At 71.0% G+C, this 26,396-nt stretch carries 17 protein-coding genes, 1 tRNA gene and 1 pseudogene; 10 read left to right on the top strand and 9 right to left on the bottom strand.

Annotated elements, in window-relative coordinates:
- Positions 1-215: 215 nt before the first annotated feature.
- Positions 216-299, bottom strand: a tRNA-Leu gene (locus LQ222_RS19770).
- Positions 300-619: 320 nt separating this feature from the next.
- Here LQ222_RS19770 and LQ222_RS19765 point away from each other — a divergent pair.
- Both LQ222_RS19765 and LQ222_RS19760 read left to right on the top strand, forming a co-directional pair.
- Positions 620-1,177 (top strand): CarD family transcriptional regulator, encoded by a 558-nt coding sequence (locus LQ222_RS19765; RefSeq protein WP_230168563.1) that lies wholly within the window; start codon positions 620-622, stop codon positions 1,175-1,177.
- Positions 1,178-1,232: 55 nt separating this feature from the next.
- Positions 1,233-2,180 carry an alpha/beta hydrolase gene (locus tag LQ222_RS19760; RefSeq protein ID WP_230168562.1) on the top strand — a complete coding sequence of 316 codons (948 nt, stop codon included), beginning with the start codon at positions 1,233-1,235 and terminating at the stop codon, positions 2,178-2,180.
- Between the two features lie 3 nt (positions 2,181-2,183).
- Here the strand turns inward: LQ222_RS19760 and LQ222_RS19755 are convergent, their stop codons facing one another.
- Positions 2,184-2,909 (bottom strand): ABC transporter substrate-binding protein, encoded by a 726-nt coding sequence (locus LQ222_RS19755; RefSeq protein ID WP_230168561.1) that lies wholly within the window; start codon positions 2,907-2,909, stop codon positions 2,184-2,186.
- On the opposite strand from LQ222_RS19755, the gene LQ222_RS26245 reads away from it, so the two are divergent.
- Both LQ222_RS26245 and LQ222_RS19750 read left to right on the top strand, forming a co-directional pair.
- Positions 2,908-3,033, top strand: a complete 126-nt coding sequence (locus LQ222_RS26245; protein WP_256444046.1) for a hypothetical protein — start codon at positions 2,908-2,910, stop codon at positions 3,031-3,033. The genes LQ222_RS19755 and LQ222_RS26245 overlap by 2 nt on opposite strands.
- A gap of 92 nt (positions 3,034-3,125) precedes the next feature.
- Positions 3,126-4,100: a tripartite tricarboxylate transporter substrate binding protein gene (locus LQ222_RS19750; RefSeq protein ID WP_230168560.1), complete on the top strand. Its 975-nt coding sequence runs from the start codon at positions 3,126-3,128 to the stop codon at positions 4,098-4,100.
- A gap of 3 nt (positions 4,101-4,103) precedes the next feature.
- Here the strand turns inward: LQ222_RS19750 and LQ222_RS19745 are convergent, their stop codons facing one another.
- The 4 genes from LQ222_RS19745 to LQ222_RS19730 are packed head-to-tail and all read right to left on the bottom strand — an operon-like array spanning position 4,104 to position 8,285.
- Positions 4,104-5,711: an AMP-binding protein gene (locus tag LQ222_RS19745; protein WP_230168559.1), complete on the bottom strand. Its 1,608-nt coding sequence runs from the start codon at positions 5,709-5,711 to the stop codon at positions 4,104-4,106.
- The gene (locus LQ222_RS19740) at positions 5,711-6,454 is read right to left on the bottom strand and encodes an enoyl-CoA hydratase/isomerase family protein (RefSeq protein ID WP_230168558.1); all 744 of its coding nucleotides are present in this window, start codon (positions 6,452-6,454) and stop codon (positions 5,711-5,713) included. Before LQ222_RS19740 ends, LQ222_RS19745 begins: the two co-directional genes overlap by 1 nt.
- Positions 6,451-7,647 (bottom strand): CaiB/BaiF CoA-transferase family protein, encoded by a 1,197-nt coding sequence (locus LQ222_RS19735; protein ID WP_230168557.1) that lies wholly within the window; start codon positions 7,645-7,647, stop codon positions 6,451-6,453. The genes LQ222_RS19740 and LQ222_RS19735 overlap by 4 nt, the downstream gene beginning before the upstream one ends.
- Positions 7,644-8,285 (bottom strand): enoyl-CoA hydratase/isomerase family protein, encoded by a 642-nt coding sequence (locus tag LQ222_RS19730; protein WP_230168556.1) that lies wholly within the window; start codon positions 8,283-8,285, stop codon positions 7,644-7,646. The genes LQ222_RS19735 and LQ222_RS19730 overlap by 4 nt, the downstream gene beginning before the upstream one ends.
- A 253-nt stretch (positions 8,286-8,538) precedes the next feature.
- Between LQ222_RS19730 and LQ222_RS19725 the strand changes: the two genes are divergently transcribed.
- From LQ222_RS19725 to glgX, 5 genes are read left to right on the top strand one after another with little or no spacing between them, the layout of a single operon-like run.
- Entirely contained in the window at positions 8,539-10,992 is a 2,454-nt protein-coding gene (locus LQ222_RS19725; protein ID WP_374202178.1) for a glycogen/starch/alpha-glucan phosphorylase, read from the top strand.
- Entirely contained in the window at positions 10,989-13,187 is a 2,199-nt protein-coding gene (gene glgB, locus LQ222_RS19720; protein ID WP_230168555.1) for a 1,4-alpha-glucan branching protein GlgB, read from the top strand. Before LQ222_RS19725 ends, glgB begins: the two co-directional genes overlap by 4 nt.
- A gap of 25 nt (positions 13,188-13,212) precedes the next feature.
- On the top strand, positions 13,213-14,481 hold the full coding sequence (gene glgC / locus LQ222_RS19715; RefSeq protein ID WP_230168554.1) for a glucose-1-phosphate adenylyltransferase: 1,269 nt from the start codon (positions 13,213-13,215) through the stop codon (positions 14,479-14,481).
- Positions 14,478-15,905 (top strand): glycogen synthase GlgA, encoded by a 1,428-nt coding sequence (glgA, locus tag LQ222_RS19710; protein ID WP_230168553.1) that lies wholly within the window; start codon positions 14,478-14,480, stop codon positions 15,903-15,905. The genes glgC and glgA overlap by 4 nt, the downstream gene beginning before the upstream one ends.
- Entirely contained in the window at positions 15,898-19,653 is a 3,756-nt protein-coding gene (gene glgX, locus LQ222_RS19705; protein WP_230168552.1) for a glycogen debranching protein GlgX, read from the top strand. Before glgA ends, glgX begins: the two co-directional genes overlap by 8 nt.
- Positions 19,654-19,899: 246 nt before the next feature.
- Here the strand turns inward: glgX and LQ222_RS19700 are convergent.
- From LQ222_RS19700 to LQ222_RS19690, 3 genes and pseudogenes are all read right to left on the bottom strand, one after another.
- Positions 19,900-20,283, bottom strand: a pseudogene (locus LQ222_RS19700) (transposase); the annotation flags it as partial.
- A 102-nt stretch (positions 20,284-20,385) separates the two neighbouring features.
- On the bottom strand, positions 20,386-20,682 hold the full coding sequence (locus LQ222_RS19695) for a hypothetical protein (protein WP_374202177.1): 297 nt from the start codon (positions 20,680-20,682) through the stop codon (positions 20,386-20,388).
- 38 nt (positions 20,683-20,720) lie between these two features.
- Complete coding sequence (locus LQ222_RS19690; protein WP_230168551.1) at positions 20,721-24,845, bottom strand: S8 family serine peptidase; 4,125 nt, start codon at positions 24,843-24,845, stop codon at positions 20,721-20,723.
- Between the two features lie 512 nt (positions 24,846-25,357).
- Between LQ222_RS19690 and LQ222_RS19685 the strand changes: the two genes are divergently transcribed.
- Positions 25,358-26,389, top strand: coding sequence for a D-2-hydroxyacid dehydrogenase (locus LQ222_RS19685; RefSeq protein WP_230168550.1), 1,032 nt, complete (start codon positions 25,358-25,360; stop codon positions 26,387-26,389).
- Positions 26,390-26,396 lie beyond the last annotated feature (7 nt).

The raw sequence follows: 26,396 nt of genomic DNA, 5'->3' as shown, positions 1-26,396 counted from the left end.
TGACCCTGGAAACCATCGGCGCCGTCAGCGACACTCCCCATGTCAGCCTGTCCGCCGTGACAGCATGACACGGCGGCCCAACCCGCCAGCGATCATCGCTCCTACACCACGCGATGGGACACGACCGGCGCCTGCCGTGCTGCGTGGTACCGGGTGCGTCGCTGCCGTCGGGTGGTGGCGCCGCGGCGGGGCGCGTCTGGCGGGGGATGGTGGGATGCGGACGGTCGGGTTCGAACCGACACTCCGTTGCCAGAAGCGGATTTTAAGTCCGCTGCGTCTGCCAATTCCGCCACGCCCGCGGCGTTCCCGCCTCGCCTTCGCGGGCCCGAAACCCGCCCGCGTCCAATGCGGGGGACGGGTGCCTGGACGCGTCAAGGCCGAGGCATCAGCCTAACGCAGTTCGCGCGCGGATGGAATCATCCGATCGGGTGAAGATGCGCGTGAAAACAACGGGCTATGGCCGTGCCTTGCCCAAGGGCGCCGGCGCGATGCCTCCCTGCGACCGCGCGCGTGAAGGGTTTCGTAGGCTCCGGCACGCCATGATCGCCATGGTCTGCGCCATCGGCGGCACCGCGATGGCAGCCCGCCGTCGCAGCGATCAGGCTCAGGAGGCATCTGCGTGCAGAACACCGCCCCATCCGCCACGCTCCCGCCCGCCCTGGCCGTCAGCGGCCTGGCCGGCCTGCTCGCGGTCGGCGACGCGCTGGTGCATCCCGCCCATGGGGTGGGCCAGTTCGATGGCGTCGATGCCGATGAATTCGACGGCACGCGCCTCGAATTCCTGCGGCTGTTCTTCGCGGAGCGCCGCATGACGCTGCGCGTGCCGCTCGCCAAGGCGCAGCGCAACGGCCTGCGCCGCCCGATGGCACGCGAAACGCTGGACAGCGTGATGACGGTGCTGGCCGCGGCACCGCGCAGCAGCCGCGTGATCTGGGCGCGCCGCGCGGTCGAGCTGGCCGCCAAGGTCAATTCCGGCGACCCGGTCACGGTCGCGGAAGTGCTGCGCGACCTCGGCCGCCATGCCGGCCGGCCCGACCAGCCGACCGGCGAGCGCGTGCTGTTCGAACAGGCGATGGACCGCCTGGCCGGGGAGATCGCCGCCCTGGACCACATCACGCGGGCCGAGGCGACGGCGCGCATCCTCGACCAATTGCAGCGCCGCCACGCGGCATCGTAAACGCGCTGGAGGGGGCGCGCATCGTCGCGGCGTCCCACCGGACGCAGGATGCCCCATGCCTCTCGATCCCGGCGCGCAGCGTGTCCTCGACCTGATCCGGTCCTTCGGCCGGCCGCCGCTGCACGAGCTCACCCCCGACGAGGCACGCGCCGGCAATACCGCGGCGCGGCCGATCCTGCAGCCCGACCCGCCCGAGGTCGCGATGGTGGCCGACCTGTCCTGCCCCGGGCCGGCCGGCCCGGTGCGGCTGCGCCAGTATCGCGGCCGCGGCACGCCGGACGGCGCGGTGCTGCCCTGCCTGCTCTACCTGCATGGCGGGGGGTGGGTGATCGGCGACCTCGACAGCCACGACCAGCTGTGCCGCAGCCTGGCGAACCACCTGGGCGCCGCGGTCATCGCGGTGGACTACCGGCTGGCACCCGAGGCGCGATTCCCCGCCGCGGTGGAGGATGCCGTGGCCGCGCTGCGCTTCGTCGCGGCCGAGGCCGCGCGCCTGATGATCGACCCGGCGCGCATCGCGGTGGGCGGCGACAGCGCGGGCGGCAACCTTGCCGCCGTGCTGGCGCTGATGGGGCGGGATGGCAGCGTGCCGGCGCCGTGCTTCCAGATGCTGCTGTACCCCGCCACCGACATGGCCGGGAACACGCCCTCGGCGCAACGCTTCACCGAGGGGTATCCGCTGACGTCGAAGGGCATGCAGTGGTTCATCGACCACTACGCGCCGGACCGCGCGCAGCGGATCGACTGGCGCGCCTCCCCGCTGCGTGCCGCCAGCCTGGCCGGCACGCCGCCGGCCTTCGTGATGACCTGCGGCCACGACCCGCTGCTCGACGAAGGCCGCGAATATGCGCGGCGGCTCGACGAGGAAGGCGTGCATGTGACGCACCTGCATGTGGCCGACCAGATGCACGCCTATCTGGGCATGGGGCGGATGATCCCCGCCGCGGAGCTGACTCTGCGCCAGGCGGCCGCGGCGCTGCGGATGCACTGGGGCCTGGACTGACCGTCAGCCCGGCGGGGCGACCGAGAGGCCCTTCACGCCGTGCCTGGCGATCAGCCGGGCCACCAGGCCCGAGGCCTTGGCTTCCTCGACGAAGCCGCGCAGGAATTCGGCGCCGGCGACATTGGCGCGCTTCGTGCCGACCGCCTGCTGCACCGACATGAACTGGCCATCGAGGATGCGCGCGCCCGGCAGCGCCGCGGCATCGGCCAGCAGGCGCGGGCGCAGCCCGGCCAGTGCCTCCAGCCCTTGGCCGGTGAAGATCTCGAGCGCGCCGTCGATGCTCTCCGCACGCAGCAGCGTGGCCTGGTGGATGTTGCGGTCGAGCCAGAGGTCATAGGCGGCGCGCGCGGTGCTCGCGATGCGGATGCCGGGGCGATCGACCTCGGCCAGCGTGGTGATCGGGGACCCCGCAGGCACTAGGTAGGTCGCCTCGATCTCGGCATAGGCGGCGGTGAAGGCGATGGTCTCGGCGCGCTGGGGCTCGGCGCCGATCAGGCCGATATCCCAGGCATCGGTGCCGGCCGCATCGGCCAGCGTGCCGGGCCGCGGATAGGGCACGAAGCGCACCGGCACGCCGAGCCGTTCGGCCACCGCGCGCGCCAAGTCAGGGGCGACGCCCTCGGGGCTGCCATGTTCGTCCCGCCCGGTCACCAGCAGGAAATTGCCGAGGTTGATGCCGGCGCGAAGCACGCCGTGCGGCGCGAGCTGGGCGAGGATATCGGGGGACATGGATCGCTTCCGTTGCCTTGCGCTGGTCCGCGCCGGCGGGATCGCCGATGCGGTGGATCAGGTGTTCGAAAGACCGTTTGCGGCGTGGCCCGTCAAGGCGGATCGCGCCGATGCGCGCCAGTAGACGTCGCGCCCGGCGGGGCGGCAAGCGCATGCGTGGCGTTGACACGCCGGCTGGGCTTCGCGAGCCTTCGGCAAAACCGGAGACGCCAGGACATGACACGAATGCGCACCACGCGCCGCGGCGTGCTCGTCGCCGCGGCGGGCCTGGCCACCTTGCCCGGTGCTGCGCGCGCGCAAGCCTGGCCCACGCGCCCGGTGCGCTTCATCATTCCCTTCGCGGCCGGCGGGCCGGTCGAATTGCCGGCGCGCTTCCTGGCCGAACGCCTGACGCAGACGCTGGGGCAGCCGGTGCTGGTGGAAGCGCGGCCGGGTGCGGGCGGGGCGCTGGGCATCCAGGCCGTGCTGGCGGCGAATGACGGGCATACGCTGCTATTCACCACCTCCTCGGTGGTGATCCTGCCGGCGCTGATGCGCAACCCGGGCTTCGATCCGCAGCAGGACCTGGTGCCGGTCAGCATGGTGTCGGATGCGCCGATGGCGCTGCTGGCGCGCACCGACTGGCCGGTGCGCGACCTGGCGGACCTGCTGGCCCAGGCGCGGGCGCGGCCGGGGCATTTCTCCTTCGGCTCGTCCGGGGCGGGGTCGACCACGCATCTGGGCGGGGAATTGCTGAAGGTGCGGGCCGGGATCGACCTGCTGCACGTGCCCTATCGCGGCGCGGGCCAGGCGGTGAATGCGCTCTATGCCGGCGACACCGACCTGCTGGTGACCGGGCTGATCGAGACGCTGCGCCATGTGCGCGACGGGCGGCTGCGCGCGATCGCCGTGACATCCGCCACGCGCAGCCCGGTGCTGCCGGATGTGCCGGCGATCGCGGAGCTGGTGCCGGACTACGCCATGTCGATCTGGTACGGCATCTTCGCGCCGCGCGGCACGCCGGCCGAGGTGGTGGAGCGGATCGCCCGCGAGCTCGCGCCGCAGCGCAGCGGCAACCGGCTGGCGGAGCAGATGACGGCATCCGGCGCCGCATTGCTGCTGGACGGCCCGGCGCCGCTGGCCGCGCGCGTGGCGCGCGAGGTGCCGCAATGGAAGGCGCTGGTCGCCGCCGCGCGCATCCCGGTGGAGTAGCGTTCAGCCGAGCCCCAGCAGCTTTGCCGCATGGGCGGCGAGCGGCTTGCGCTGGACCTTCGCGCTGGCCGTCATGCCGATCGCCTCGAAGCCATCCACCAGGACCAGGTGGCGCGGCAGCTTGAAGCCGGCCATGCGGTCGCGCGCCCAGGCCAGGAGTTCGGCGTCGGTCGCGGTCACGCCATCGTTCAGGATCACGAAGGCGCAGGGCACTTCCATCAGCCGCGGATCGGGCACGCCGACCACCACGGCCTGGCGGATGGCGGGGTGGCGATGGAGGATGTCCTCGACCTCGCTCGGTGCCACGTTCTCGCCGCCGACGCGGATGATCTCCTTGGCACGGCCGGTGAATTCCAGGCGGCCATCGGCACCGAGCCGGCCGATGTCGCCGGTGGACAGCCAGCCATTGGGGTCGAGCGCGGCGGCGGTCTCCGCCGGCTTGTCGAAATAGCCCTTCATCACGGACCAGCCGCGCACCAGGATCTCGCCGGCTTCGCCCGGCGCGCAGTCGCGGCCGGTGGCGATGTCGCGGATGCGGATGTCGATGCCCGGCTGCGGGCGCATGCGGGCCGATACGCGCACCTCCTCGGCTTCCCACCAGCAGGACTGCGCGACATTGGGCGAGGCCTCCGACAGCCCGTAGCCGACCACGCAGTCGCGCGCGCCGAGTTCGTCGATGATGCGCCGCACGATGGCCGGCGACGCCGCCGCCCAGGCGCCGCGCAGCGCCAGCCGCCGCTGCGCGCGGTCCGGGTGGTTCAGCAGCATCAGCGCCATGGTGTCGTTGCCGGAGAAATGCGTGCAGCGTTCCGCTTCCATCAGGCGCAGCGCCTCGCCCGGTTCGAAGCGGTCCATGGTGACCAGCGTGGTCGCGTGCTGCAGGCAGGACAGGATGGACAGCGTGGTGCCCGCGACATGGAAGAAGGGCCGCGCGCTGTGGAAGCGGTCGGCGATCCGCAGCCCCATCCGCCCGCCGGAGACGAAGCCATTCGCGCACATGCTGCGATGCGCCAGCATCACCCCCTTGGGGAAGGATGTGGTGCCGGAGGTGTACTGGATCAGCAGCGCGTCATCGGGCGTGCAGGTGGCCGGGGCGGCCTGCGTGCCGGCCGTGAGGAAGGCGTCCCAGGCGGTGGTGCCAGCCGGCGGGGCGGCATCATCCAGCACCACGACCTGCGCGAGGTCGGGCAGCGCGGGATCGGGCAGCGCGGCATCGATGCCCGGGCAGATGCCGCGCAGCATCGCCAGGAAATCCACCTTCAGCACGCGCGCGCCCAGGAACAGCAGCCGCACGCGCGACTGGCGCAGCCCATAGGCGAGTTCATCCGCCTTGAAGCGCGTGTTGACCGGCACCGCGACAGCGCCGATCGACCCGATGGCGAGGAACAACGCCACCCAGCGGGGGCCGTTGCCCAGGCAGATGCCGACATGGTCGCCGCGCGCCACGCCGGCCGCGACCAGCGCGGCGCGGATGCGCGCGACCCGGTCGGCCAGTTCGGCGAAGGTCACGCGGCCCTCGGGCGAGACGATCGCCTCCACATCCGGCGCCAAGGCCACGGCGCGCTGCAGCGCGTCCTCGGTGGTCAGGGGGCAGAGGCGCGCGATGTCCATCAGCGGTCCCCGAAGCCGGCCATGGCGCGGCGCCATTCGGCGGCGGCCAGGCTTTCCTCGATCGCCATGAGTTCGGTCGCGAGCGCGCCGCGCGGGTCGCGTTCCAGCCCTTCGTCGATGCACCGCTTGGCCAGCGCCAGCGCGGCGGGCGGCGCCTTCGCGATGGTGGCGGCGATGGCGGCAACGGCGCCTTCCAGCGCCTCGGGCACGACGATGCGCGAGACCAGCCCGGCCGCCAGCGCGTCATCCGCCGTCAGCGTGCGCCCGGTGAACATCATGTCCTTCGCGAGCCGCTTGCCCAGCACGCGCGGCAGGCGCTGCGTGGCGCCGACCGTGCCCCACAGCGCCTCGGGCGTGCGGAAGCTCGCGGCGGGCGTCGCGATGATGAAATCGGCAGCGGCGGCGATCTCGACGCCCGACCCCACCGCCGGGCCTTCGACCACGGCAACCACCGGCATCGGCAGGCGCTCGATGGCGTCATAGGCGGCGAAGGCCTTGAGGCGCCGCGCGCGGATCGCGTCGTCGCCCATGCCCTGGCGTTCCTTGAGGTCGGCGCCGGCGCAGAAGACCGGGCCGCGGGCGCGGATCAGCAGCAGCTTCGCGCCATCGGCCACCGCACGGCGCGTGGCGCCCAGCAGCGTCTCGCACAGCGCGGTGTTGAGCGCGTTGCGCGCCTCCGGCCGGTTGAGCGTGAGCGTCGCCACGCCGTCATCGGCGATGGCGTAGAGCGCCGCTTCGGTCATATCGCGCCTGCCTCCCGCAAGGACGCGATGCGCGCGGCGTCGTAGCCGAGCCGGTCGCGCAGGATCTCGTCCGTGTGTTCGCCGAGCAGCGGCGGGCGGCCCGCCACCGGTTGGTCCCAGCCGTCGAAGCGCAGCGGCACCGGCAGGGCGGGGAAGTCGCCCAGCACCGGGTGCGCGACGCGCGCGACCATGCCGCGCGCCGCGACATGCTCGTCGGCCAGCACCTCATCGAGCGCCAGGACCGGGCCGTTCGGCACGTCCTGCGCATCCAGCGCCGCCACCGCCTCGGCGCGCGTCAGCGTGGCCATGGCGGCGGTGAGCGCGTCCATCACCTCGGCCCGGCGCGCGACGCGCCCGGCATTGGCGGCGAGGCCGGCATCGGCGCCCAGCGCATCGAGCTGCAGCGCGCGGCACAGCGGCGCCCAATGCTGGTCGGAACAGGTGATGTGCAGGAAGCGGCCGTCACGGCAGCGGAAGCTCGCGGTCGGCACGCGGCCGGGGTGCTCGGTGCCCAGGCGCGGCGGCACCTCGGCCAGCGCGAACCAGCGCGCGGCGGCGATGGTCAGCAGGCTGACCTGGCCATCCAGCATGGAGAAGTCGACGAAGCCCCCCTGCCCGGTCGCGTCGCGCCCGCGCAGCGCCGTCAGCACCGCGATCGCGACCCACAGGCCGGAGGTCAGGTCCGCCACCGGCAGCCCCGGCTTCACAGGGCCGCCGCCGCGTTCGCCGGTCAGGCTCATCAGCCCGCCCATCGCCTGGAAGACGGTGTCGTAGCCCTTGCGCTTCGCATAGGGACCGGTCTGCCCGAAGCCGGTGCAGGACAGGTACACCAGCCGCGGATTGACCCCCTGCAGCGACGGCCAGTCGAGGCCGCGGCGCTTCAGCGTGCCGACGGGGAAGTTCTCCAGCAGCACATCGGCCTGCGCGGCCAGGCCGCGGATGATGGCCTGGCCCTCGGCATGACGCAGGTTCACCGTGACCGACCGCTTCGACCGGTTGCACGACATGAAGTAGCCGCTGACCGACCCGCCCGGCCCTTCGGCGAAGGGTTCGAAGCTGCGCGTCTCATCGCCGCTGCCGGGTTGCTCGACCTTGGTCACCTCGGCACCGAGCTCGGCCAGGATCATCGACGCGAAGGGACAGGCCAGCACGCGCGACAGGTCGAGGATGCGGATGCCTTCGAGCGGCTTCATGCATGCACCATGCGCTTGAGCTCGGCCATGTCGTCGGGCCGCAGCAGCGCGGCGGCCGCGGCCATCGCGCGGGCCTCGGCCTCGACCAGCGCCGCCGGCACGATGCGGGTGGCGAGGCCGAGCGCGAGCGCCTCCGCCGCGCCCACGGCACGCCCGGTGGCGAGCAGGTCGAAGGATGCCTTGGGACCAAGGTGGCGCAGCAGCACGGGCGCCACGAGGCGCGGCAACATGGCGTGCTTCGCCTCCGGCCAGGCGAGGCGCGCATCCTCGGCCATCGCCACGGCATCGCAGGCCAAGGCCAGCGAAGCGCCGGCACCCATCGCCGCCCCCTGCACCGCCGCGACGACGGGCTTGGGCAGTTGTGCCGGCGCGTCCATCAGCGCAACGGTCAGCGCCGACCGCGCCTGGCGTGCGGCAGGGTCGGCCGCGAGCTGCTTCATCTCCGCAAGGTCGGCGCCCGCGGAGAAGCTGCCCTGCGCGCCCGCCAGCACGACCGCGGCCACGCTGGGGTCCGCGCCGGCATCGCGCAGCGCGGCCAGCAACGCCGCCACCATCGCGCCATCCATCGCGTTGCGCTTCTGCGGCCGGTCGAGCCGGAGCAGGCGGACGCCGCCTTCGCACGCCTCGATGCGGATCATGGGCGTGGCGCGGTCTGATGGAGAAGCTGCATCGCTGTCCCGGGTCGCAAAGGTCCGGCGCCGCATTCAGGCGCGAGCGCGCCGCCAGTGGTGGCGCGCGCGGCAGGGAGTGTCAACGCAGCCGCGGCGCGCGCCATGCACGCGATGTTTACCGTGCCGTGATCCTGCTGGGCACGATGCTGCATGTGCTTTGGACGGCGCTGCGCCTCTGGTAGGCTCGGCCGTTCCCTGCCGTTCCCCCGGAGAGCCTCCCCTGAACACCACCGCCAGCCTTCCCGCCGCCCATCCGACCCTGGCGCTGCGCGACCTCATCCTGCGCAAGCTGACCTACACGCTCGGCAAGCCGCCGGCGGAGGCGCGCGACCGCGACTGGTTCATGGCGACCGCGCTCGCGGTGCGCGACCAGGTGGTCGAGCGTTTCCTGGTGCAGATGCAGGAGAGCCGCGGCAAGGAAGGCAAGCATGTCTACTACCTCTCGCTCGAATTCCTGATCGGGCGGCTGCTGCGGGAGAATGTCGGCAATCTCGGCCTGGCCGGGGAACTGCGCAGCGCGCTGGCGGAGCTCGGCGTCACCATCGACCAGGCACGGCTCGCGGAACCGGATGCGGCGCTGGGCAATGGCGGGCTCGGGCGGCTGGCGGCCTGCTTCCTCGAGAGCATGTCGTCCCTCGCCATCCCCGCCTTCGGCTACGGCATCCGCTACGATCACGGGCTGTTCCGGCAGATCCTGCGCGACGGCTGGCAGCAGGAATTCCCCGAGGACTGGCTGTCCTTCGGCAACCCCTGGGAATTCGCGCGCCCCGAGATCCGTCACCGCATCGGCTTCGGCGGCGAGGTGACCGCCGAGGCGCTGCCCGACGGCCATGAGCGCCTGCGTTGGAGCCCCGGCGAATGGGTCGATGCGGTGGCCTATGACACGCCGGTGGTCGGCTGGCGCGGGCGGCATGTGAACCTGCTGCGGTTGTGGCGGGCGCGTGCCCCCGACCCGCTGCGCCTCGATGCCTTCAACCGCGGCGACCACCATGGCGCGCTGGCCGAGCAGGTGCGCGCGGAATCGATCTCGAAGGTGCTCTACCCGTCGGATGACAGCCCGGCGGGGCAGGAATTGCGGCTGCGGCAGGAGTACTTCTTCACCTCGGCCGCGCTGCAGGACCTGGTGCGTCGGCAGATCCGCCAGGCCGGCAGCGTCGCGACGCTCGCCGAGCGCGTGTCGATCCAGTTGAACGACACGCATCCTGCCATCGCCGTGGCCGAGTTGATGCGCCTGCTGGTCGACGAGCACGGTGTCGAATGGGCGGAAGCCTGGGCGATCACCCGCGGCGCGATATCCTACACCAACCACACCCTGCTGCCCGAGGCGCTGGAATCCTGGCCGGTGCCGCTGATGGAACGGCTGCTGCCGCGGCACATGCAGATCATCTATCGCATCAACGCCGCGCATCTGGATGCGGTGCGCGCGGCGCATCCGGGCGACGACCGGCTGCTCGCCTCGGTGTCGCTGATCGGGGAGGATCACGGCCGGCGCGTGCGCATGGGCAACCTGGCCTTCGTGGGGTCGCACAAGGTGAATGGTGTCTCGGCGCTGCATACCGGGTTGATGCGTCAGACGGTGTTCCGCGACTTCAACGCGCTGTATCCCGACCGCATCGTCAACAAGACCAACGGCATCTCCTTCCGCCGCTGGCTGATGCAGTGCAATCCGGGGCTGACCGACCTGCTGGTCGATGCGCTGGGCCCGCGGGTGCTCGATGCCCCGGACCTGCTGGCGCAACTGCGCGACCTCGCGGGCGATGGCGCCTTCCAGGGCCGCTTCGCGGCGGTGAAGCGCGCCAACAAGGAGGCGTTGGCGACGCTGTTGCGCGAACAGGCCGGCGTGCGTGTCGACCCGGCCGCGCTGTTCGATGTCCAGATCAAGCGCATCCACGAATACAAGCGGCAGCTGCTGAACATCCTGCAGACGGTGGCGCTGTACGAATCGATGCGCGCGCAGCCGATGCGCGACTGGACGCCGGTGGTGAAGGTCTTCGCCGGCAAGGCCGCGCCGGGCTACCACCGCGCCAAGCTGATCATCAAGCTGGCCTGCGACGTGGCGCGCGTGATCAACCGCGACCCCTCGGTGCGCGGCCTGCTGAAGGTGGCCTTCCTGCCGAACTACAACGTCTCCGCCGCCGAGGTGATCGTGCCGGCGGCCGACCTGTCCGAGCAGATCTCGACCGCCGGCATGGAGGCGTCGGGCACCGGCAACATGAAGCTGGCGCTGAACGGCGCGCTGACCATCGGCACGCTGGACGGCGCGACGGTCGAGATGGCGGAGCATATCGGCGCGCAGAACATGTTCCTGTTCGGCCTGTCGGCCGAGGAAGTGACGCAGCGGCGCGACGCCGGCTGGCGCGGCGCGCAGGCCGAGGCCGCCTCCGACACGCTGGCCGAAGTGCTGGCGGCGATCGGCGGCGGCGTCTTCTCGCCCGACGATCACGGCCGCTATGCCGAGCTTGTGGCATCGCTGCGCGCCGAGGACTGGTTCATGGTGGCCGCCGATTTCGATGCCTATTGCGCCGCGCAGCAACGGGCGGCGACGCTGTATCGCGACCAGGATGCCTGGCGGCGCACCGCGGTGTTGAACACGGCGGGGATGGGGTGGTTCTCCTCCGACCGGTCGATCGCGGACTACGCCAGCGAGATCTGGGGCGTGCCGGTGGCGACATGACCGGATGGCGGGCGGAAGCCGACGCGATCGCCGACCTCCTCGCCGCCCGCCACGCCGATCCCTTCGCGCTGCTCGGCCCGCATGCGGTGCCCGGTGGCGTCGTGCTCCGCGCCTTCGTGCCGGGCGCGGAGGGGCTGAGCGCCGCCGGCGTGTCGCTCGAACGCCGTGATGACGCAGGCTTTTTCGAAGGCTTCATCGCGGGCGCCACGCTGCCCTTCGCCTACCGGCTGCGCGCGACGCGCGGCGCCGCCACATGGGAATTCGACGATCCCTATGCCTTCGGCCCCACGCTCGGCCCGCTCGATGACCATCTGCTGGTCGAGGGTACACATGCGCGGCTCTTCGATCGCCTCGGCGCGCATCCCTGCACGCATGAGGGCACGCGGGGCGTGCGCTTCGCGGTCTGGGCGCCGGCGGCGCTTCGCGTCTCGGTGGTCGGTGATTTCAATGCCTGGGACGGGCGGCGCCATCCGCTGCGCAAGCGCGTCGATTCGGGCCTGTGGGAGATCTTCCTGCCCGGCGTGACGGAGGGCGCGCGCTACAAATACGAGATCCTGGGCCGTGACGGCGTGCTGTGCCCGCTGAAGGCCGACCCGGTCGGCTTCGCGGCGGAACTGCGGCCGGCCAGCGCCTCCATCGTCGCGCGCACCGACCGCTTCGCCTGGTCCGACCAGGCGTGGATGGCGGCGCGCGCCGACCGGGACGCGCGGCGCGAACCGATGGCGATCTACGAGGTCCATGCCGGGTCCTGGCGTCGCCATCCGGATGGGCGGTTCTACACCTGGGACGAGCTGGCGGATGCGCTGATCCCCTACGTGACCGACCTCGGCTTCACGCATGTGGAATTCATGCCGGTCAGCGAGCATCCGCTCGATGCCTCCTGGGGCTACCAGCCGCTCGGGCTCTATGCGGTGACCGCGCGGCACGGGCCGCCGGAAGGGCTGGCGCGCTTCATCGACCGTGCGCATGCGGCGGGAATCGGGGTGCTGCTCGATTGGGTGCCGGCGCATTTCCCGGTCGATGCCCAGGGGCTCGCGCGGTTCGACGGCGGGCCGCTGTATGAACATGCCGACCCGCGGCGCGGCTTCCTGCCGGGCTGGGGCACCGCGGTCTTCGATTTCGGGCGGCGCGAAGTCGCGGCCTTCCTTGCCGCCAACGCGCTGTTCTGGCTCGGGCGCTACCATGCGGACGGGCTGCGCGTGGATGCCGTCTCGGCCATGCTGTACCTGGACTACGATCGCGCGCCGGATGGCTGGGCGCCGAACGAGGACGGCAGCAACGTCAACCGCGACGCCGTCGCCTTCCTGAAGCAGGCCAGCGACGTGATCGCGCGCGACGCACCCGGCGCCATCACCGCCGCCGAGGAAGCCTCCGCCTGGGGTGGCGTGACGGCGCCCACCACCCAGCCGGCGGGGCTCGGGTTCCGGTTCAAATGGAACATGGGCTGGATGAACGACACGCTGCGCTACGTGGCACACGACCCCATCCACCGCGCGCACCACCACGACCTGGTCACCTTCGGCCTGATGTATGCGTGGAACGAGGCCTTCATCCTGCCGCTCAGCCATGACGAGGTGGTGCACGGCAAGGGCACGCTGCTCGGCCGGCTGCCGGGCGACGACTGGCAACGCTTCGCCACGCTGCGCTGCTACTACGCCTTCATGTGGGGCCATCCCGGCAAGAAGCTGCTGTTCATGGGGCAGGAATTCGCCCCCTGGCGCGAATGGTCCGAGACACGCGAATGCGACTGGTGGCTGCTGCCGCACGCGCCGCATCGCGGCGTGCAGGACCTGGTGCGGCGGTTGAATGCGTTGCATCGCGGCCATCCGGCGCTGCACGCCCGCGACTGCGAACCCGAGGGTTTCCGCTGGATCGACGCGGACGACGCGGCGCATTCGGTGTTCTCGTGGCTGCGCTTCGATGGTGCCGGCGGCAAGCCAGTGGCGGTGGTGTGCAACTTCACGCCGGTGCCGCGGCCGGGCTGGCGGATCGGGCTGCCGGCAGCGGGCGAATGGCGCGTGCTGCTCAACACCGATGCGACCGAACTCGGCGGCAGCGGTGCCGGCGCGGCCGGTGTGGTGACGGCGACGGACCAGCCCTGCCACGGCCTGCCGGCCTCGGCCTGCATCGACCTGCCGCCGCTCGGTGCGTTGTATCTCGAACCGGTTTCCCGCGACGCCCCGGACAGGGCATGATGCCGGCCGAGCAAAGGGAGAGACCATGTCGGACCACCGCGCCCCGATCGGCCCGCCCTATGCGCGCCAGGCGATGGCCTATGTGCTCGCCGGCGGTCGCGGGTCCCGCCTGCAGGAACTGACGGACCGGCGCGCCAAGCCCGCGGTGTTCTTCGGCGGCAAGTCGCGCATCATCGACTTCTCATTGTCCAACGCGCTGAATTCCGGCATCCGGCGCATCGCCGTCGCCACGCAGTACAAGGCGCACAGCCTGATCCGCCACCTCCAGCGCGGCTGGAACTTCCTGCGCCCGGAACGCAACGAGACCTTCGACATCCTGCCCGCCAGCCAGCGCGTCGATGAACGGTCGTGGTACCTCGGCACGGCGGACGCTGTGTTCCAGAACCTCGACATCATCGAGGATTACGCGCCGCGCTTCATGGTCATCCTGGCGGGCGACCACATCTACAAGATGGACTACGAGGTGATGCTGGCGCAGCACGTCGCCACCGGCGCCGATGTCACGGTCGGCTGCTTCGTGCTGCCGCGGATGGAAGCCACCGGCTTCGGCGTGATGCATGTGGACGGCACCGACCGCATCACCGACTTCGTCGAGAAGCCCGCCGATCCACCCGGGATTCCCGGCGAGCCGGACAAGGCGCTGGCGTCGATGGGCATCTACGTCTTCGACACGCGCTTCCTGTCCGAGCAGTTGCACCGCGACCACGATGCACCGGGATCGACCCATGATTTCGGCAAGGACCTGATCCCCCATATCGTGAAGCACGGCCGCGCCTTCGCGCATCGCTTCGAGAAATCCTGCGTGCGCTCCGGTGCCGAGGCATCGCTCTACTGGCGTGATGTCGGGACGGTGGATGCCTATTGGCAGGCCAATACCGACCTCACGGAGATCGTGCCGGATCTCGACCTGTATGACCGCGCCTGGCCGATCTGGACCCATGCCGAGGTCACGCCGCCGGCCAAGTTCGTACACGACATCGACGGTCGGCGCGGCGAGGCGATCTCCTCGCTGATCTCCGGCGGCTGCATCGTCTCCGGCGCGCTGGTGCGGCATTCGCTGCTCTCGACGGGCACGCATGTGCATTCCTACGCCGCGCTGGATGGCGCCGTGGTGCTGCCGAATGTCGATATCGGGCGCGGCGCGCGGCTCACGAAGGTGGTGGTCGACCGCGGCGTGCGCATCCCGCCGGGCCTCATCGTCGGCGAGGACCCCGAAGCCGACGAGGCACGCTTCCGCCGTACCGAGGCCGGCGTCTGCCTGATCACCCAGCCGATGATCGACCGCCTCGGATGAAGGTGCTTGCCGTCGCGTCGGAAGCCTATCCGCTGATCAAGACGGGCGGGCTGGCGGATGCGGTCGGCGCGCTGCCGAAGGCGCTGGCGGCACAGGGCGTGCAGGTCACCACACTGCTGCCCCAGTACCGCGCGGTCGGTGCTGCCTTCGCGAAGGGCAGGGTCGTGCTGGACCTGCCGGACCTGTTCGGGCGCCCGGCGCGCATCCTGGAATCGCCAGGCGCGCCGGGCATGATGGCGTTGGATGCGCCGCATCTGTTCGATCGCCCCGGGGGGCCGTATGCCGCACCCGGCGGCGGTGAATGGGGCGACACCGCGATCCGCTTCGCGGCGCTCGGGCGGGCCGGTGCGCTGCTGGCCCAGGCGATGCGCGCCGACGTGCTGCACGCCCATGACTGGCAGGCGGGGCTGGCGCCGGCCTATCTGCGCTTCGCGCCGCGGCGCATCCCCTGCCTGTTCACCATCCACAACATGGCCTACCAGGGGAAGTTCCCGGCCGCGGTATTCCCGGCGCTCGGCCTGCCCGACGCCGCCTTTGCGCGCGAGGGCCTGGAATACTACGGCGCGATCGGCTTCCTGAAGGCAGGTCTGTGGTTCGCCGATGCCATCAACACCGTCTCGCCAAGCTACGCCGAGGAGATCCTCACGCCCGAGGGCGGCATGGGCCTCGACGGTTTGCTGCGCGGGCGCGCCGGCGACCTCCATGGAATCCTCAACGGCCTCGATGTGACGGACTGGGATCCGGCACGCGATGCCGCGCTGGCGGCGACCTTCTCCGCCGACGATCCGGCACCGCGCGCGGCGAACAAGGCCGCCCTGCAGGCCCGCTTCGGGTTGGCGGTGGATGCCGCCGCACCGCTGTTCGCCTTCGTGGGGCGGCTGGCCTGGCAGAAGGGCGCGGACCTGTTGCTGGAGGCAGCGCCGGTGCTGATGCAGGGCGGCGCGCAGCTCGCGCTGCTGGGATCGGGCGACGCGCCGCTCGAACACGCCTGCCGCGGCTTTGCCGCCGCGCATGAAGGACGCGCCGGCGCCTTCATCGGCTTCGACGAGGGGCTCGCACGGCTGGCCTATGGCGGTGCCGACATGCTGGTCGTGCCCTCGCGCTTCGAACCCTGCGGGCTCGCGCAGCTCGCGGCGCTGCGCTACGGCGCGGTGCCGGTGGTGGCGCGCACCGGTGGGCTTGCCGACACGGTGATCGATGCCAGCCCGATGGCGCTGGCGGCGGCCTGCGCAACCGGCATCCAGGTCGCGGCCGGGCGCGCCGATGCGCTGGCCGCGGGGTTCCGCCGCGCCCTCGCGCTCTATCGCGATGCGCCGACATGGCGTGGGATGCAGGGGCGCGGGATGGCGACGGATGTTTCCTGGGGCCCCTCCGCCGCGCGCTATGCGGCGGTGCTGGAGAGGCTGGCGTCGCGGCATGGATGACGGCGCGGCGGAACCGCTCGGCGTCCATCTGACGGATCGCGGCGCGACCATCGCCATCCCGGCGCCAGGCGCGGAGGCGATCGATCTCTGCGCCTTCGATGCCGCCGGTGCCCGGGAGGTCGCGCGCTGGCGCCTGCCGGGGCGCACGGGCGATGTGTTCCATGGCCGGCTGCCCGCCCTGGCCGAGGGCGCGCGCTACGGGCTGCGCGCGCATGGTCCCGCGGCGCTGCGCTTCGATCCGGCGAAGCTGCTGCTCGACCCATGGGCGCGCAGGATCGACCGGGCCTTCGCGACGAACCCCGCGCTGTTCGCGCCCGGGACCGACAGCGCGAGCGCGGTGCCGAAGGCCGTGCTGACGGCGCCCCTGCCGCCCGCGCCAGCGCCACCGTCCTGCAACGGCGCGCGCGTGATCTACGAACTGCATGTGCGTGGCTTCACGCGCACGCATCCCGATATTCCCGCAGCGATCCGCGGCACCTTCGCCGGCCTCGCGCATCCCGCGGCAATCGCGCATCTGACGCGGCTCGGCGTCACGCATGTCGAGCTCATGCCTGCGGCGGCCTGGGCGGATGAACGGCAACTCGCGCCGCTCGGCCTGACCAACCACTGGGCCTACAATCCGGTGGCCTGGCTGGCGCCCGACCCGCGCCTGGCGCCGGGCGGCATGGCGGAGGTGCGCGCCGCCGTCGCCGCGCTGGCCGATGCCGGCATCGGCGTGATCCTCGATGTCGTGCTGAACCATTCGGGCGAGGGCGATGCGCAAGGCCCGACGCTGTCGCTGCGCGGCCTCGGCGATGCCGCGTGGTATCGCACCGATGCGCAGGGGCGCTACGTCAACGACACCGGCTGCGGCCATGCCCTGGCGCTCGATCGTCCCTGGCCGCTGCGCCTCGCGATGGATGCGATGCGCCATTGGGTCGGGCAGGCCGGGCTGGCGGGGCTGCGGCTCGACCTCGCGACCACGCTCGGGCGCCGCGCGGAGGGCTTCGATCCCGATGCGCCGCTGCTCCAGGCGATGCGCCAGGACCCGCTGCTGCGCGATCGCTGGATCATCGCGGAGCCGTGGGATGTCGGGCACCACGGCCATCGCCTCGGGGCCTTCGCGCCGGGCTGGGGCGAATGGAATGATCGCTTCCGCGACGGCGTGCGCCGCTTCTGGCGCGGCGATCCCGGCAGCCTGGGCGATGCCGCGACGCGCATCGCCGGGTCACGCGACATTTTCGGCACGCGCCCGGCGAGCGACAGCATCAACTTCGTCACCGCGCATGACGGCTTCACCCTGGCCGACCTGGTCAGCCACACGCGCAAGCACAACGCCGCCAATGGCGAAGGCAATCGCGACGGTTCGGACAACAACCTGTCATGGAACCATGGTGTCGAAGGCGCGACCGACGACCCCGCCATCATGGCGCGCCGCCAGGCCGATCTGCGCGCATTGCTGGCGACGCTGCTCGCCGCGCGCGGCACGCCGATGCTCTCGATGGGCGACGAGGCCGGGCGCAGCCAGGGCGGCAACAACAATGCGTGGTGCCAGGACACCGCAGTATCCTGGTTCGATTGGACCGGCACCGACCAGGCGCTGGTCGATTTCACCGCGCGACTGGTGGCGGCACGGCGAAGCCACCCGGCGCTTTGCGGCACCGCACCGCTGACCGGCGCCCCCGATGCCACCGGCCAGGCGGATCTGCGCTGGCTGCGGCTCGACGGCACGCCGATGACCGAGGCCGACTGGACCGCGCCCGCGGCACGCAGCGTCGCGATGCTGCTGCAGGATGCGGGGAGCCAAGCGATGATCGTCCTGCATGGCGCCGACGCCGCCGCGACGCTGCATCTGCCCGCCGGCACCTGGCGGCTCCTGGCCGACAGCGCCGATCCGCACCGCGACGGCGATGTCGCTGAGACGGTGCAGATCGCGCCGCGCTCCGTCGCTTGGTTTGCCGCGACACCGCGCGCGACGCGCGCACGCGACGCTGCCGATCCCGCGCTTCTGACGGAGCTCGCTTCGGCCGCCGGCGTCTCGACCGCATGGCACGATATCGCCGGGACGCACCACGCGGTGCCGGAGGGCACGCTGCGGGTGCTGCTCGCGGCGCTCGGCCTGCCGGCCGAAACCGCGACCCAGGCGCGCGACAGCCTGGCGCGGCGCCGCGCCGCGCCGCGTCGTGCCGCCGCGCCGCCAGGCCAGTGCCATGATGCGCCGGACGGCCGCCGCTTCGGCATTGCGGCGCAGGCCTTCGCGCTGCGCCATGATCACGACCAGGGGATCGGCGACTACACCGCGCTTGCGATTCTCGCGCGCAGCGCCGCCGCCACCGGCGCTGCGCTGGTCGGGCTGAGCCCTCCGCATGCGCTGATGCCGGTGGAGCGCGATCGCGCCAGCCCCTATCAGCCCTCCGATCGGCGCTTCCTCGAACCTGTGATGCTCGATGTGACGGCCTTGCCCGAGGTCGGTGACGCGCCCGCGGTGCGCGCCGCGCTCGACCGCCATGCCGACGTCTTCGCCGCGTTGCGCAAGGGCGCGCTGGTCGACTACCCGGCCGCCTGGGCAGCCAAGCGGGACGTGTTGGTCGACGCTGTCGCGGCGCTGCCGCCAAACCACGCCGCGCTCGCCGCCTTCCGCGCCGAGGGCGGTGCCGCGCTCGAGGGTTTCGCCACCTTCGCCGCGCTCTCCGAACGCTACGGCCCGCGCGGCTGGCCGGCAGGCCATGCGCATCCCGCGGATACCGGCATGGCGGCTTTCCGCGCTGCCTCGGCCGAGGCGATCCGCTTCCACATCGCGTTGCAATGGATGTGCGACCGGCAATTGGCAGCGGCGGCGGGCGTGGGGCCGGGGCTGTATCGCGACCTCGCCGTGGGCGCCGCGCCCGATGGCGCGGAAGTCTGGTCGCAGCCAGGCGCCGTGCTGCGCGGTTTCTCGATCGGCGCACCGCCCGACCCCTTCTCGGCCGATGGCCAGGTCTGGGGCCTGCCGGTGCCGCATCCGCATGTCTCGGAAGCATGCGGACATGAAGGCTTCGCGGCCTTGCTGCGCGCCAACATGCGGCACGCGCGCGCGCTTCGGCTCGACCACGCGATGGGGCTCGAACGCCTGTTCGTCGTGCCGGACGGCGCACCGGCCAGCGAGGGCTGCTACCTGCACTTCGACGGCCCCGGGATGCTCGGCACGCTGGCGCGGGAAAGCCGCGCCGCGCGGTGCGCCGTGGTGGGTGAGGCGCTGGGCACGGTGCCGGAAGGCTTCGCCGATCGGCTCGCGGCAGCGCGCGTGCTGGCCTACAGCGTGCTGTGGTTCGAACGCGAGGGAAGCGGCTTCCGGGCGCCCACCGACTGGCCCGCATTGGCCGCGGCGTGCGTCTCGACGCACGACCTCGCGACACTGGCGGGCTGGTGGCAGGGCGCCGACATCGACGAACGCGCCGCGCTGGGGCTGCTCGCACCGATGGCGGCGTCCGCCGCGATGGCGCAACGCGCGCACGAACGTATCGTGCTGGCCGAATCCTGCGGCGTGCCGCCCGACGGTTTCGGCCCGGCGACGGCCGCCGCGATCCATCGCTGGGTCTGCACGGCGCCAAGCCGGATGATGCTGGTGCAGGCGGAGGACCTTGCCGCCGAAACCATCGGCGTGAACCTGCCCGGCACCGACCGCGAACGCCCCAACTGGCGTCGCCGCCTGCCGATGGCGACCGCGGCGCTTCTCGAAGGAAGCGTCGCCACGGCGATCCTGGCGGCGTTGGGCGACCGCCGCGGCTGACGGCGCTGGACCAGGCTGAATCGACATTGGCTTGAAGCGGCTACGGGGGGGTGTGATTCATCGCGGAGCGATTCGGGGTGGGAACCGCGCGGCGATGGTGAAGCGATACGAACCGACGGACCGGCCGTGGTTGGCGATGCGCGACCTGCTGCCGGGCAAGCCCGGTGACCGGGGGGCGCGCACAGTGCACACGGTCACGTCCGTCAACGTGGTGGAAAACGCTGATGGGCTTGAGGTGGCCACGGCTCAGGCGGCCTTGGGTGGAAGTTGCAGGGTCTCGTTGGCGGGTGGCGGGTTGAGCATGTCGCCCATGGCCTCGACGCCCATGTAGCGGTGCTGCATCTGCCATTCATCATTGGCCTCGAGCAGGACAGCGCCGATGAGGCGGGTGATGGAGGCTTCGGAGAGAAAGATGCCGACCACGTCGGCGCGGCGCTTCACCCCCTTGTTCAGCCGCTCGAGCGTGTTCACGGAGTGGAGCTTGGTCCTGTGCTGCGCCGGAAACGCCATGTAGGCCAGCACGTCGTCTTCGCTGTCATCCATGAGCACCCCGAGCTTCGGCCAGCGGGGACGGAACTGGTCGGCCACATGGCGCCAAGCCTGCCGCGCGCTGGCCTGGGAGCTTCGCAACTCCGCCCTAGCGACGTTTCCGTTCGCTACGGCTCACTACAACGCCTTGGCAGGCTGCGGAAGTTCCCAGCCAGATGGGCCTGTTTCCTGGGGCTCGGCCGATCATCGCTGATGTTCCGCCGCCATCGACCCACGCCGGCCAGCGTCCGGGCGTGATCCTGCCGCAGCACCCGGCAGCTTGGGCAACAGCACCAGCTTGTCGGCCGAGACACGCAGCCTGAACGCCCAGCCCGCGCGGGCTGGGCCGCTCAGCCGCATCCGGCGCAGCCCCGCCACCTCCTTGCCCCAGTCGAACACTTCCTCGATCCGCTTGCGGATCACCTGGCTGGTCGCATGGCCCGCATGCCGCGCGGTGCGGCCGTCGATCGCCGAACTCCGCCCGTTGCGATGCTGCGCCACATGCTCAGGGCTGCCGCCTGCTTCGCACTCGCCCACCGCTACAACAGGAACCAGTTGGCCGCCGGGCCGGTCGCGCTGATCACGTCGATCGCCGCATCCGGCCCCCCGCCGTTGAGGTCGACCAGCACGCGCCAGGCATTGGCGCCGGTCGCGACCACGCCGACCTGCCCCGCCGCGACCGGCGCGCCGGCCACGTAGGTCAGCGCCGCGGCCAGGTTGCCGTCGATGCCGCGCAGGTCGATGCGGTCCTGCCCCTGCGTGAAGTCGGTGATGAGGTCGGGCAGCGCGAGCGTGCTCTCGGCCGTCGCATCGAAGCGGAAGCGGTCGGCGCCAGCCCCGCCCGCCATGGTATCGCGGCCGAGGCCACCGACCAGCGTATCCGCGCCGCCTTCGCCCATCAGGCTGTCATGGCCGTTGAGGCCCGTCAGCGTATTCGCGGCGGCATTGCCGGTGATGGCGTTGCCCAGCGCATTGCCGGTGCCGGCCAGCAGCGTCGCGCCGGCGAGCACCAGGTGTTCGACGCCGACGCTGCTCGCCACGTTCAGGCTGAAGGCGGTGCCGGTCATCGCACGCACGGTGTCGACGCCCTGGTTCGCGGCTTCCACCACCACGTCGCCGGCGGTGGCGATATAGAGGTCGTTGTTGAGGCCGCCGACCAGCCGGTCGATGCCGGCCCCGCCATCCAGCGTATCGTTGCCGGCCGCGCCGGTCAGCGTATCCGCCAGGGCATTGCCGGTGATGCGGTTGGCGGCGGCATTGCCAGTCAGCGCATGGGCAATGGCATTGGCCGCCGTCAGGTGCTCGACATCGAGGCCGAGCGTATAGGCCGCACTGGTGGTGAGCACCGTATCGGTGCCCTGGTTCAGCAGCTCCACCACCACGTCGGTCGCGGCCGAGGTGAGATAGAGGTCGTCGCCGATGCTGCCCGCCAGACGGTCACTGCCGAGCCCGCCATCGAGTGTGTCGTTGCCCGCACCGCCGTTCAACGTGTCCGCCCCCGCCGCGCCGGTCAGCGCATTGGCGAGGGTATTGCCGGTGAAGGCATGGGCCGTGGCGCCGATCGCGGCGATGTTCTCGAGATTGGCCGCGAGGGTGAGCGCGGCGCGCGCGGTGCGGATCGTGTCGATGCCCTGGTTGGCGAATTCGACCACCACATCGGCAGTGGCATCCAGCATGTAGACGTCGTCGCCCAGGCCGCCGACCAGCCGTTCGGTGCCCGCGCCGCCGTCGAGCGTGTCGCCGCCCGCGCCGCCGTTCAGCGTGTCGTTGCCGAGGCCGCCCTTCAGCAGGTTGTTCCCCGCATTGCCGGTCAGGATATTGGCCAGCCCATTGCCGGTGCCGTTGATGTCGGCCGTTCCGGTCAGCATCAGGCGCTCGACGAAGCGCACCGTGGCATTGGCGTCCAGGTTGAAGCTCACCGCGCTCTGCACCGTGTCGATGCCACCCGCGTCGACCAGGCTGGCGGTCGTCGCGGTCTCGAAGACCCGGTCGCCCGGCGCATTCACGACATAGATGTCGTGGCCACCGCCGCCGATCATCGTGTCGTTGCCGAGGCCGCCGTCCAGCGTGTCGTTGCCGGCCTGGCCATGCAGGGTATCGGCGCCGCCATTGCCGAGGAGCGAGTCATCGCCGCGCATGCCGCTCAGCACGTTGCCCACGGCCGTGCCGGTCAGGGTGTCATTGCCGTCGCCGGTCACTGCATTCTCGAAGGCGCCCGACAGGGTGGACCAGACGACTCCGCCCACGCCCACGACCCGACCGACAGCGAGGTCGATGGCGATCGATCCGGTCACGGCGGCGAAGTCCAGCCAGTCGATGCCACCATTCGCGTCACCGATCGTGCCGCGGCCGCCCTCCAGCCCGCGCATCGTCAGATACTCGTCGGTGAAGTGATAGACATCGCGGGCCGACAGCACCGAACCGTAGATGTCGAGCGCGGCCGACCGGACGGTGGTGGTGAAGTCGAGGAGCGGGTCGGTGACGGTCAGCGTCCAGGTGCCGGCCGACAGCTCACCGCGGAACCCCTCGATCCCATAGATCCATTCCCCGGCTGCATCCGGGCCCTGATCGTAAGGGCTCGGCACCGCTGCACGAATGACCGTGCCACTGGCCGAGGTCAGTTCCACCTGCAGATCGCCAATGCCTTCCGACTCGAAATCAAGGTGCAGCGCGACATGGTCGATCTCCACATCACCCGCGATGGTGAAGGTCGTGGAGAAACTGCCCGCGCCCTCGGGCACCACCGTATCGGCAAAGTCGTTCAGGCCCGACTGCACCGACACCTCGTTGGCGCTGGTCTCGGCCGCGCCGAACAGGTTCCAGACCTCGGCCATGCGCACCGCATTGTAGGCATTGACCATGCCGTAGCCGTAGTTGGCATGCAGGTGGTACCCGCCGCCGTTCCAGGTGGCGGCGCCATTGGCCTGCCAGGTGCCGTCCTCGACCGACGAAGGCCCCGCGCCGAACGCGCTGCCGGTCAGCGTGGCCGAGGCCGCCAGGATGTCCTGCACGTCGCGCCAGCCCAGCCCCGGATTGGCCTCCAGCATCAGCGCGACAACCCCGGACACGATCGGCGCCGCGGCCGACGTGCCGCCGAAGCGTTCGGTGTAGCCGGTGGCGTCAAAACCGCGCCGGACCTGCTCGGTGAAGACGCCTGTGCCGTCGTTGAGATAGCCGTACAGCGCGCCGTTCCAATCGCCGACGATCGCATCGATGTCGCCGTCGCCGTCGATGTCGCCGAAGCCCGGCTTGCTGTAGCGCGGGACAAGAACTGCGGCGAAGGGATTGGCGGCCCCGGTCAGTTCGGTGAAGACGCCCGTGCCACCGTTCTGAAACAACCGCAGCCTGCCGTCTTCCGACCCCACCACCAGGTCCATCATGCCATCGCCGTCGAGGTCGACGAAGCTCGGGACGCTGACGGGGCCGATGTTCACCCCGTCGAAGGGGTTGGCGGCCCCGGTCAATTCGGTGAAGTCACCAGCGTTGTTGATGAAGGTGGTCAGCGTGCCGTCGAGGTTCCCCACCACGGCGTCGATGTCGCCGTCACCGTCGATGTCGGCCAGGCTGGGGCTGCTGTAGCTGTTGACCCCCAGCCCGTCGAAGGGATTGGACGCCCCGGTCACTTCGGTGAATACGCCGGCCGTGTTGATGAATGTCCGCAGCGCGCCGGACACATCGCCCACCACCGCATCCAGGTCGCCGTCATTGTCGACGTCGCCGAAGCTCGGGGAACTGTGTCCTTCGAAGTCCAGGGCGCCGAAGGGATTGGCCGCCCCGGTCGCTTCGGCGAAGACACCATCGTTGTTGACGTAGGTCCGCAGGGCGCCACCCATCGTGCCCAGCACGGCGTCGATGTCGCCGTCATTGTCGATGTCGACGAAGCTGGGGGCGGCATAGCTGTCGACCAGCACCTCATCCAGCGGATGGCGCTCGTCACCGGAAAGGTCGGTCGTCACGTCAGCAGCGGGCGCCGCGACCAGGATGCTGGCGCCGAAGTTGGAATAGCTTGACGCCATGCCGTCGGGCTCGGTCGCGGCGACGGTGATGGTGAACCGGCTCGCGTTCAGGCCCGTGCCGTTGGCATCGAGGTCGTCATTGCCCGCCGACATCACGATGATGGTGCCAAGCCCGCCACGGCCGATGGCCGAGATGTCGCCATAGCTCTGCTCGACATAATCGTCGAAGTCGCCACCCGCGAGGCTTTGATAGGACTGGTAGAGCGGCGTGGCGCCCCAGCTGTTCGACGCGATGTCGAAGGCAGCGCCCTGGTGGACCAGGTGCCGGAAGCCGGTGATGTCGGCCGCGCTGATCGACCCGTAGAGGCCGGTGTCGTTGTAGTCGATATTGACGCCGGTCAGCGTGACGCCCCAGGCCACGCCGACGCCGCCGATCCCGTTCTTCGCGGCCCCGATGATGCCCGCGACGGCTGTGCCGTGCCCGTCCCGGACAGCGACCGGCACCGGCGGCAGCGCGTTGCCCAGGTCGTCCAGGAGGTGAAGGCTGGCGTCGTAGTTGGGGGCCAGGTCCGGGTGCCCGGCCTCGACCCCGTCATCATAGACGCCGACGGTGACGCCCTTTCCGTCGTACTCGTTCCAGATGGTCTCGATGTTCCCGATCAGCTTGAGATGCCATTGGGTCCCGTAGAGCGGATCGGAGGGAGACATGGTTCAGTCCCTGGAAAGACGTATGGTCAACCGGGCAGCCATGGCAATGCATGGCCTTCGCATTTGGCGCCGTGTGATCACGCTGCAGACGATACGATACGCGTTTCAGTGCCCGGCGGCGCCAGCACGGGACAAACCGGCTGTGATGCGGTCTGCTTCGGCCTTCGAGAATCCCGATTCAACCCATGCATGGGAATAAGGCCGTTCAGATTGCATGCAACAGAAAATCGGGGACGATCGCGGATGACCAGCCCCCTTCGCGTGATCGAGCCGGAATATTAGCGGGCCATCGCGGCGGAGCCTGGTGCTGAGCTGATCCGTGACTCGGTCGTGGGCAGCGTCGTGCCGCCTTCGGCGTTCGCTGGCGCTGGAATTGCCCCATCGAAGTTGCTCACCCACAACGATCCGGCGCGTAATGTCGCCTGTCGTTGGAACGGTTGGGGAATGCGCAAATGAGCGAGACTGCAAGAGATTCGGGAAGGCGCGACATCAGCGATGGCGGAGGCGGCGCGATGAAGGAGACGGTCTTCATCTCCTCGCCGCTCGAGGAGGAATACGTCGCCCGCATCCGCGCCATGGATCCCGCGCGCATCGAGGTGCTTTACGCGCCCGACCTGCTGCCGCCCACGCGCTACCGCAATGACCACAAGGGCGGCCCCTTCACCCGCACGTCGGCACAGCGCGCGCGCTGGCAGGACCTCGCCCGGCAGGCGACGATCTCCTGGGACATTCCCGACGCCGAGGACCTCGCCATCATGGACGGGCTGCGCTGGATCCAGGGCACCAGCACCGGCATCGGGCAGCAGGCGCAGCGGCTCGGCCTCGACCGCCGCGACATCCTGATGACCACCGCCCGCGGCGTCCATGCGCGGCCGCTGGCCGAATTCGTCTTCATGGCCCTGCTGGCGCATTGGCGCGGCCTGGCCTTCCTCCAGGCCGAGCAGCGCGCCCATCGGTGGCAGCGCTACTGCACCGACGAGGTCGCGGGCAAGACGATGGTGATCCTCGGGGGCGGCGACCTCGCGCGCGGCACGGCGAAGGTCGCGAAGGCGCTCGAGATGCATGTCGTGGCGGTGGCGCGCGACGCCGCGAAGGCGCGCGACCACGCTCACCTGTTCGACGAGGTCCTGCCGGGCACCGCGCTCCGCGCCGCACTGGCGCGCGCCGATGCACTGGTGCTGACCGTCCCGCACACGCCGCAGACGGAGCGGATCATCGATGCCGAGGCCTTGGCCGCACTGAAGCCAGGCGCCATCCTGGTCAACATCGCGCGCGGCCAGGTGGTGGACGAGCCCGCTCTGGTCGATGCGCTGCGCCGTGGGCATCTCGGCTTCGCCGCGCTCGACGTCGCGGAGGTGGAGCCCCTTCCGGCGGGCAGCCCGCTGTGGGATATGCCGAACGTGCTCATCAGCCCGCATTCGGCCAGCACGGCGCCGAGCGAGAATGCGCGCATCACCGGGATCTTCCTGCACAATCTGCGGTGCTGGCTGGATGGCGATGTCGGCGGGATGCGCAACGTGCTCGACAAGCAGCTGATGTACTGAACCGCGG

It is taken from the genome of Roseomonas sp. CECT 9278 (assembly GCF_918698155.1).
Lineage (GTDB): Bacteria > Pseudomonadota > Alphaproteobacteria > Acetobacterales > Acetobacteraceae > Neoroseomonas.
This window is presented reverse-complemented; position numbering and strand designations above follow the sequence as displayed.

Excerpts from the sequence above, each read along its gene's own strand:
- LQ222_RS19760 (WP_230168562.1), top strand. The coding sequence starts at position 1,233 with ATGCCTCTCGATCCCGGCGCGCAGCGTGTCCTCGACCTGATCCGGTCC.
- LQ222_RS26245 (WP_256444046.1), top strand. The coding sequence starts at position 2,908 with ATGGATCGCTTCCGTTGCCTTGCGCTGGTCCGCGCCGGCGGGATCGCC.
- LQ222_RS19755 (WP_230168561.1), bottom strand. The coding sequence starts at position 2,909 with ATGTCCCCCGATATCCTCGCCCAGCTCGCGCCGCACGGCGTGCTTCGC.
- LQ222_RS19750 (WP_230168560.1), top strand. The coding sequence starts at position 3,126 with ATGACACGAATGCGCACCACGCGCCGCGGCGTGCTCGTCGCCGCGGCG.
- LQ222_RS19745 (WP_230168559.1), bottom strand. The coding sequence starts at position 5,711 with ATGGACATCGCGCGCCTCTGCCCCCTGACCACCGAGGACGCGCTGCAG.
- LQ222_RS19740 (WP_230168558.1), bottom strand. The coding sequence starts at position 6,454 with ATGACCGAAGCGGCGCTCTACGCCATCGCCGATGACGGCGTGGCGACG.
- LQ222_RS19735 (WP_230168557.1), bottom strand. The coding sequence starts at position 7,647 with ATGAAGCCGCTCGAAGGCATCCGCATCCTCGACCTGTCGCGCGTGCTG.
- LQ222_RS19730 (WP_230168556.1), bottom strand. The coding sequence starts at position 8,285 with ATGATCCGCATCGAGGCGTGCGAAGGCGGCGTCCGCCTGCTCCGGCTC.
- glgB (WP_230168555.1), top strand. The coding sequence starts at position 10,989 with ATGACCGGATGGCGGGCGGAAGCCGACGCGATCGCCGACCTCCTCGCC.
- glgC (WP_230168554.1), top strand. The coding sequence starts at position 13,213 with ATGTCGGACCACCGCGCCCCGATCGGCCCGCCCTATGCGCGCCAGGCG.
- glgA (WP_230168553.1), top strand. The coding sequence starts at position 14,478 with ATGAAGGTGCTTGCCGTCGCGTCGGAAGCCTATCCGCTGATCAAGACG.
- glgX (WP_230168552.1), top strand. The coding sequence starts at position 15,898 with ATGGATGACGGCGCGGCGGAACCGCTCGGCGTCCATCTGACGGATCGC.
- LQ222_RS19690 (WP_230168551.1), bottom strand. The coding sequence starts at position 24,845 with ATGTCTCCCTCCGATCCGCTCTACGGGACCCAATGGCATCTCAAGCTG.
- LQ222_RS19685 (WP_230168550.1), top strand. The coding sequence starts at position 25,358 with ATGAAGGAGACGGTCTTCATCTCCTCGCCGCTCGAGGAGGAATACGTC.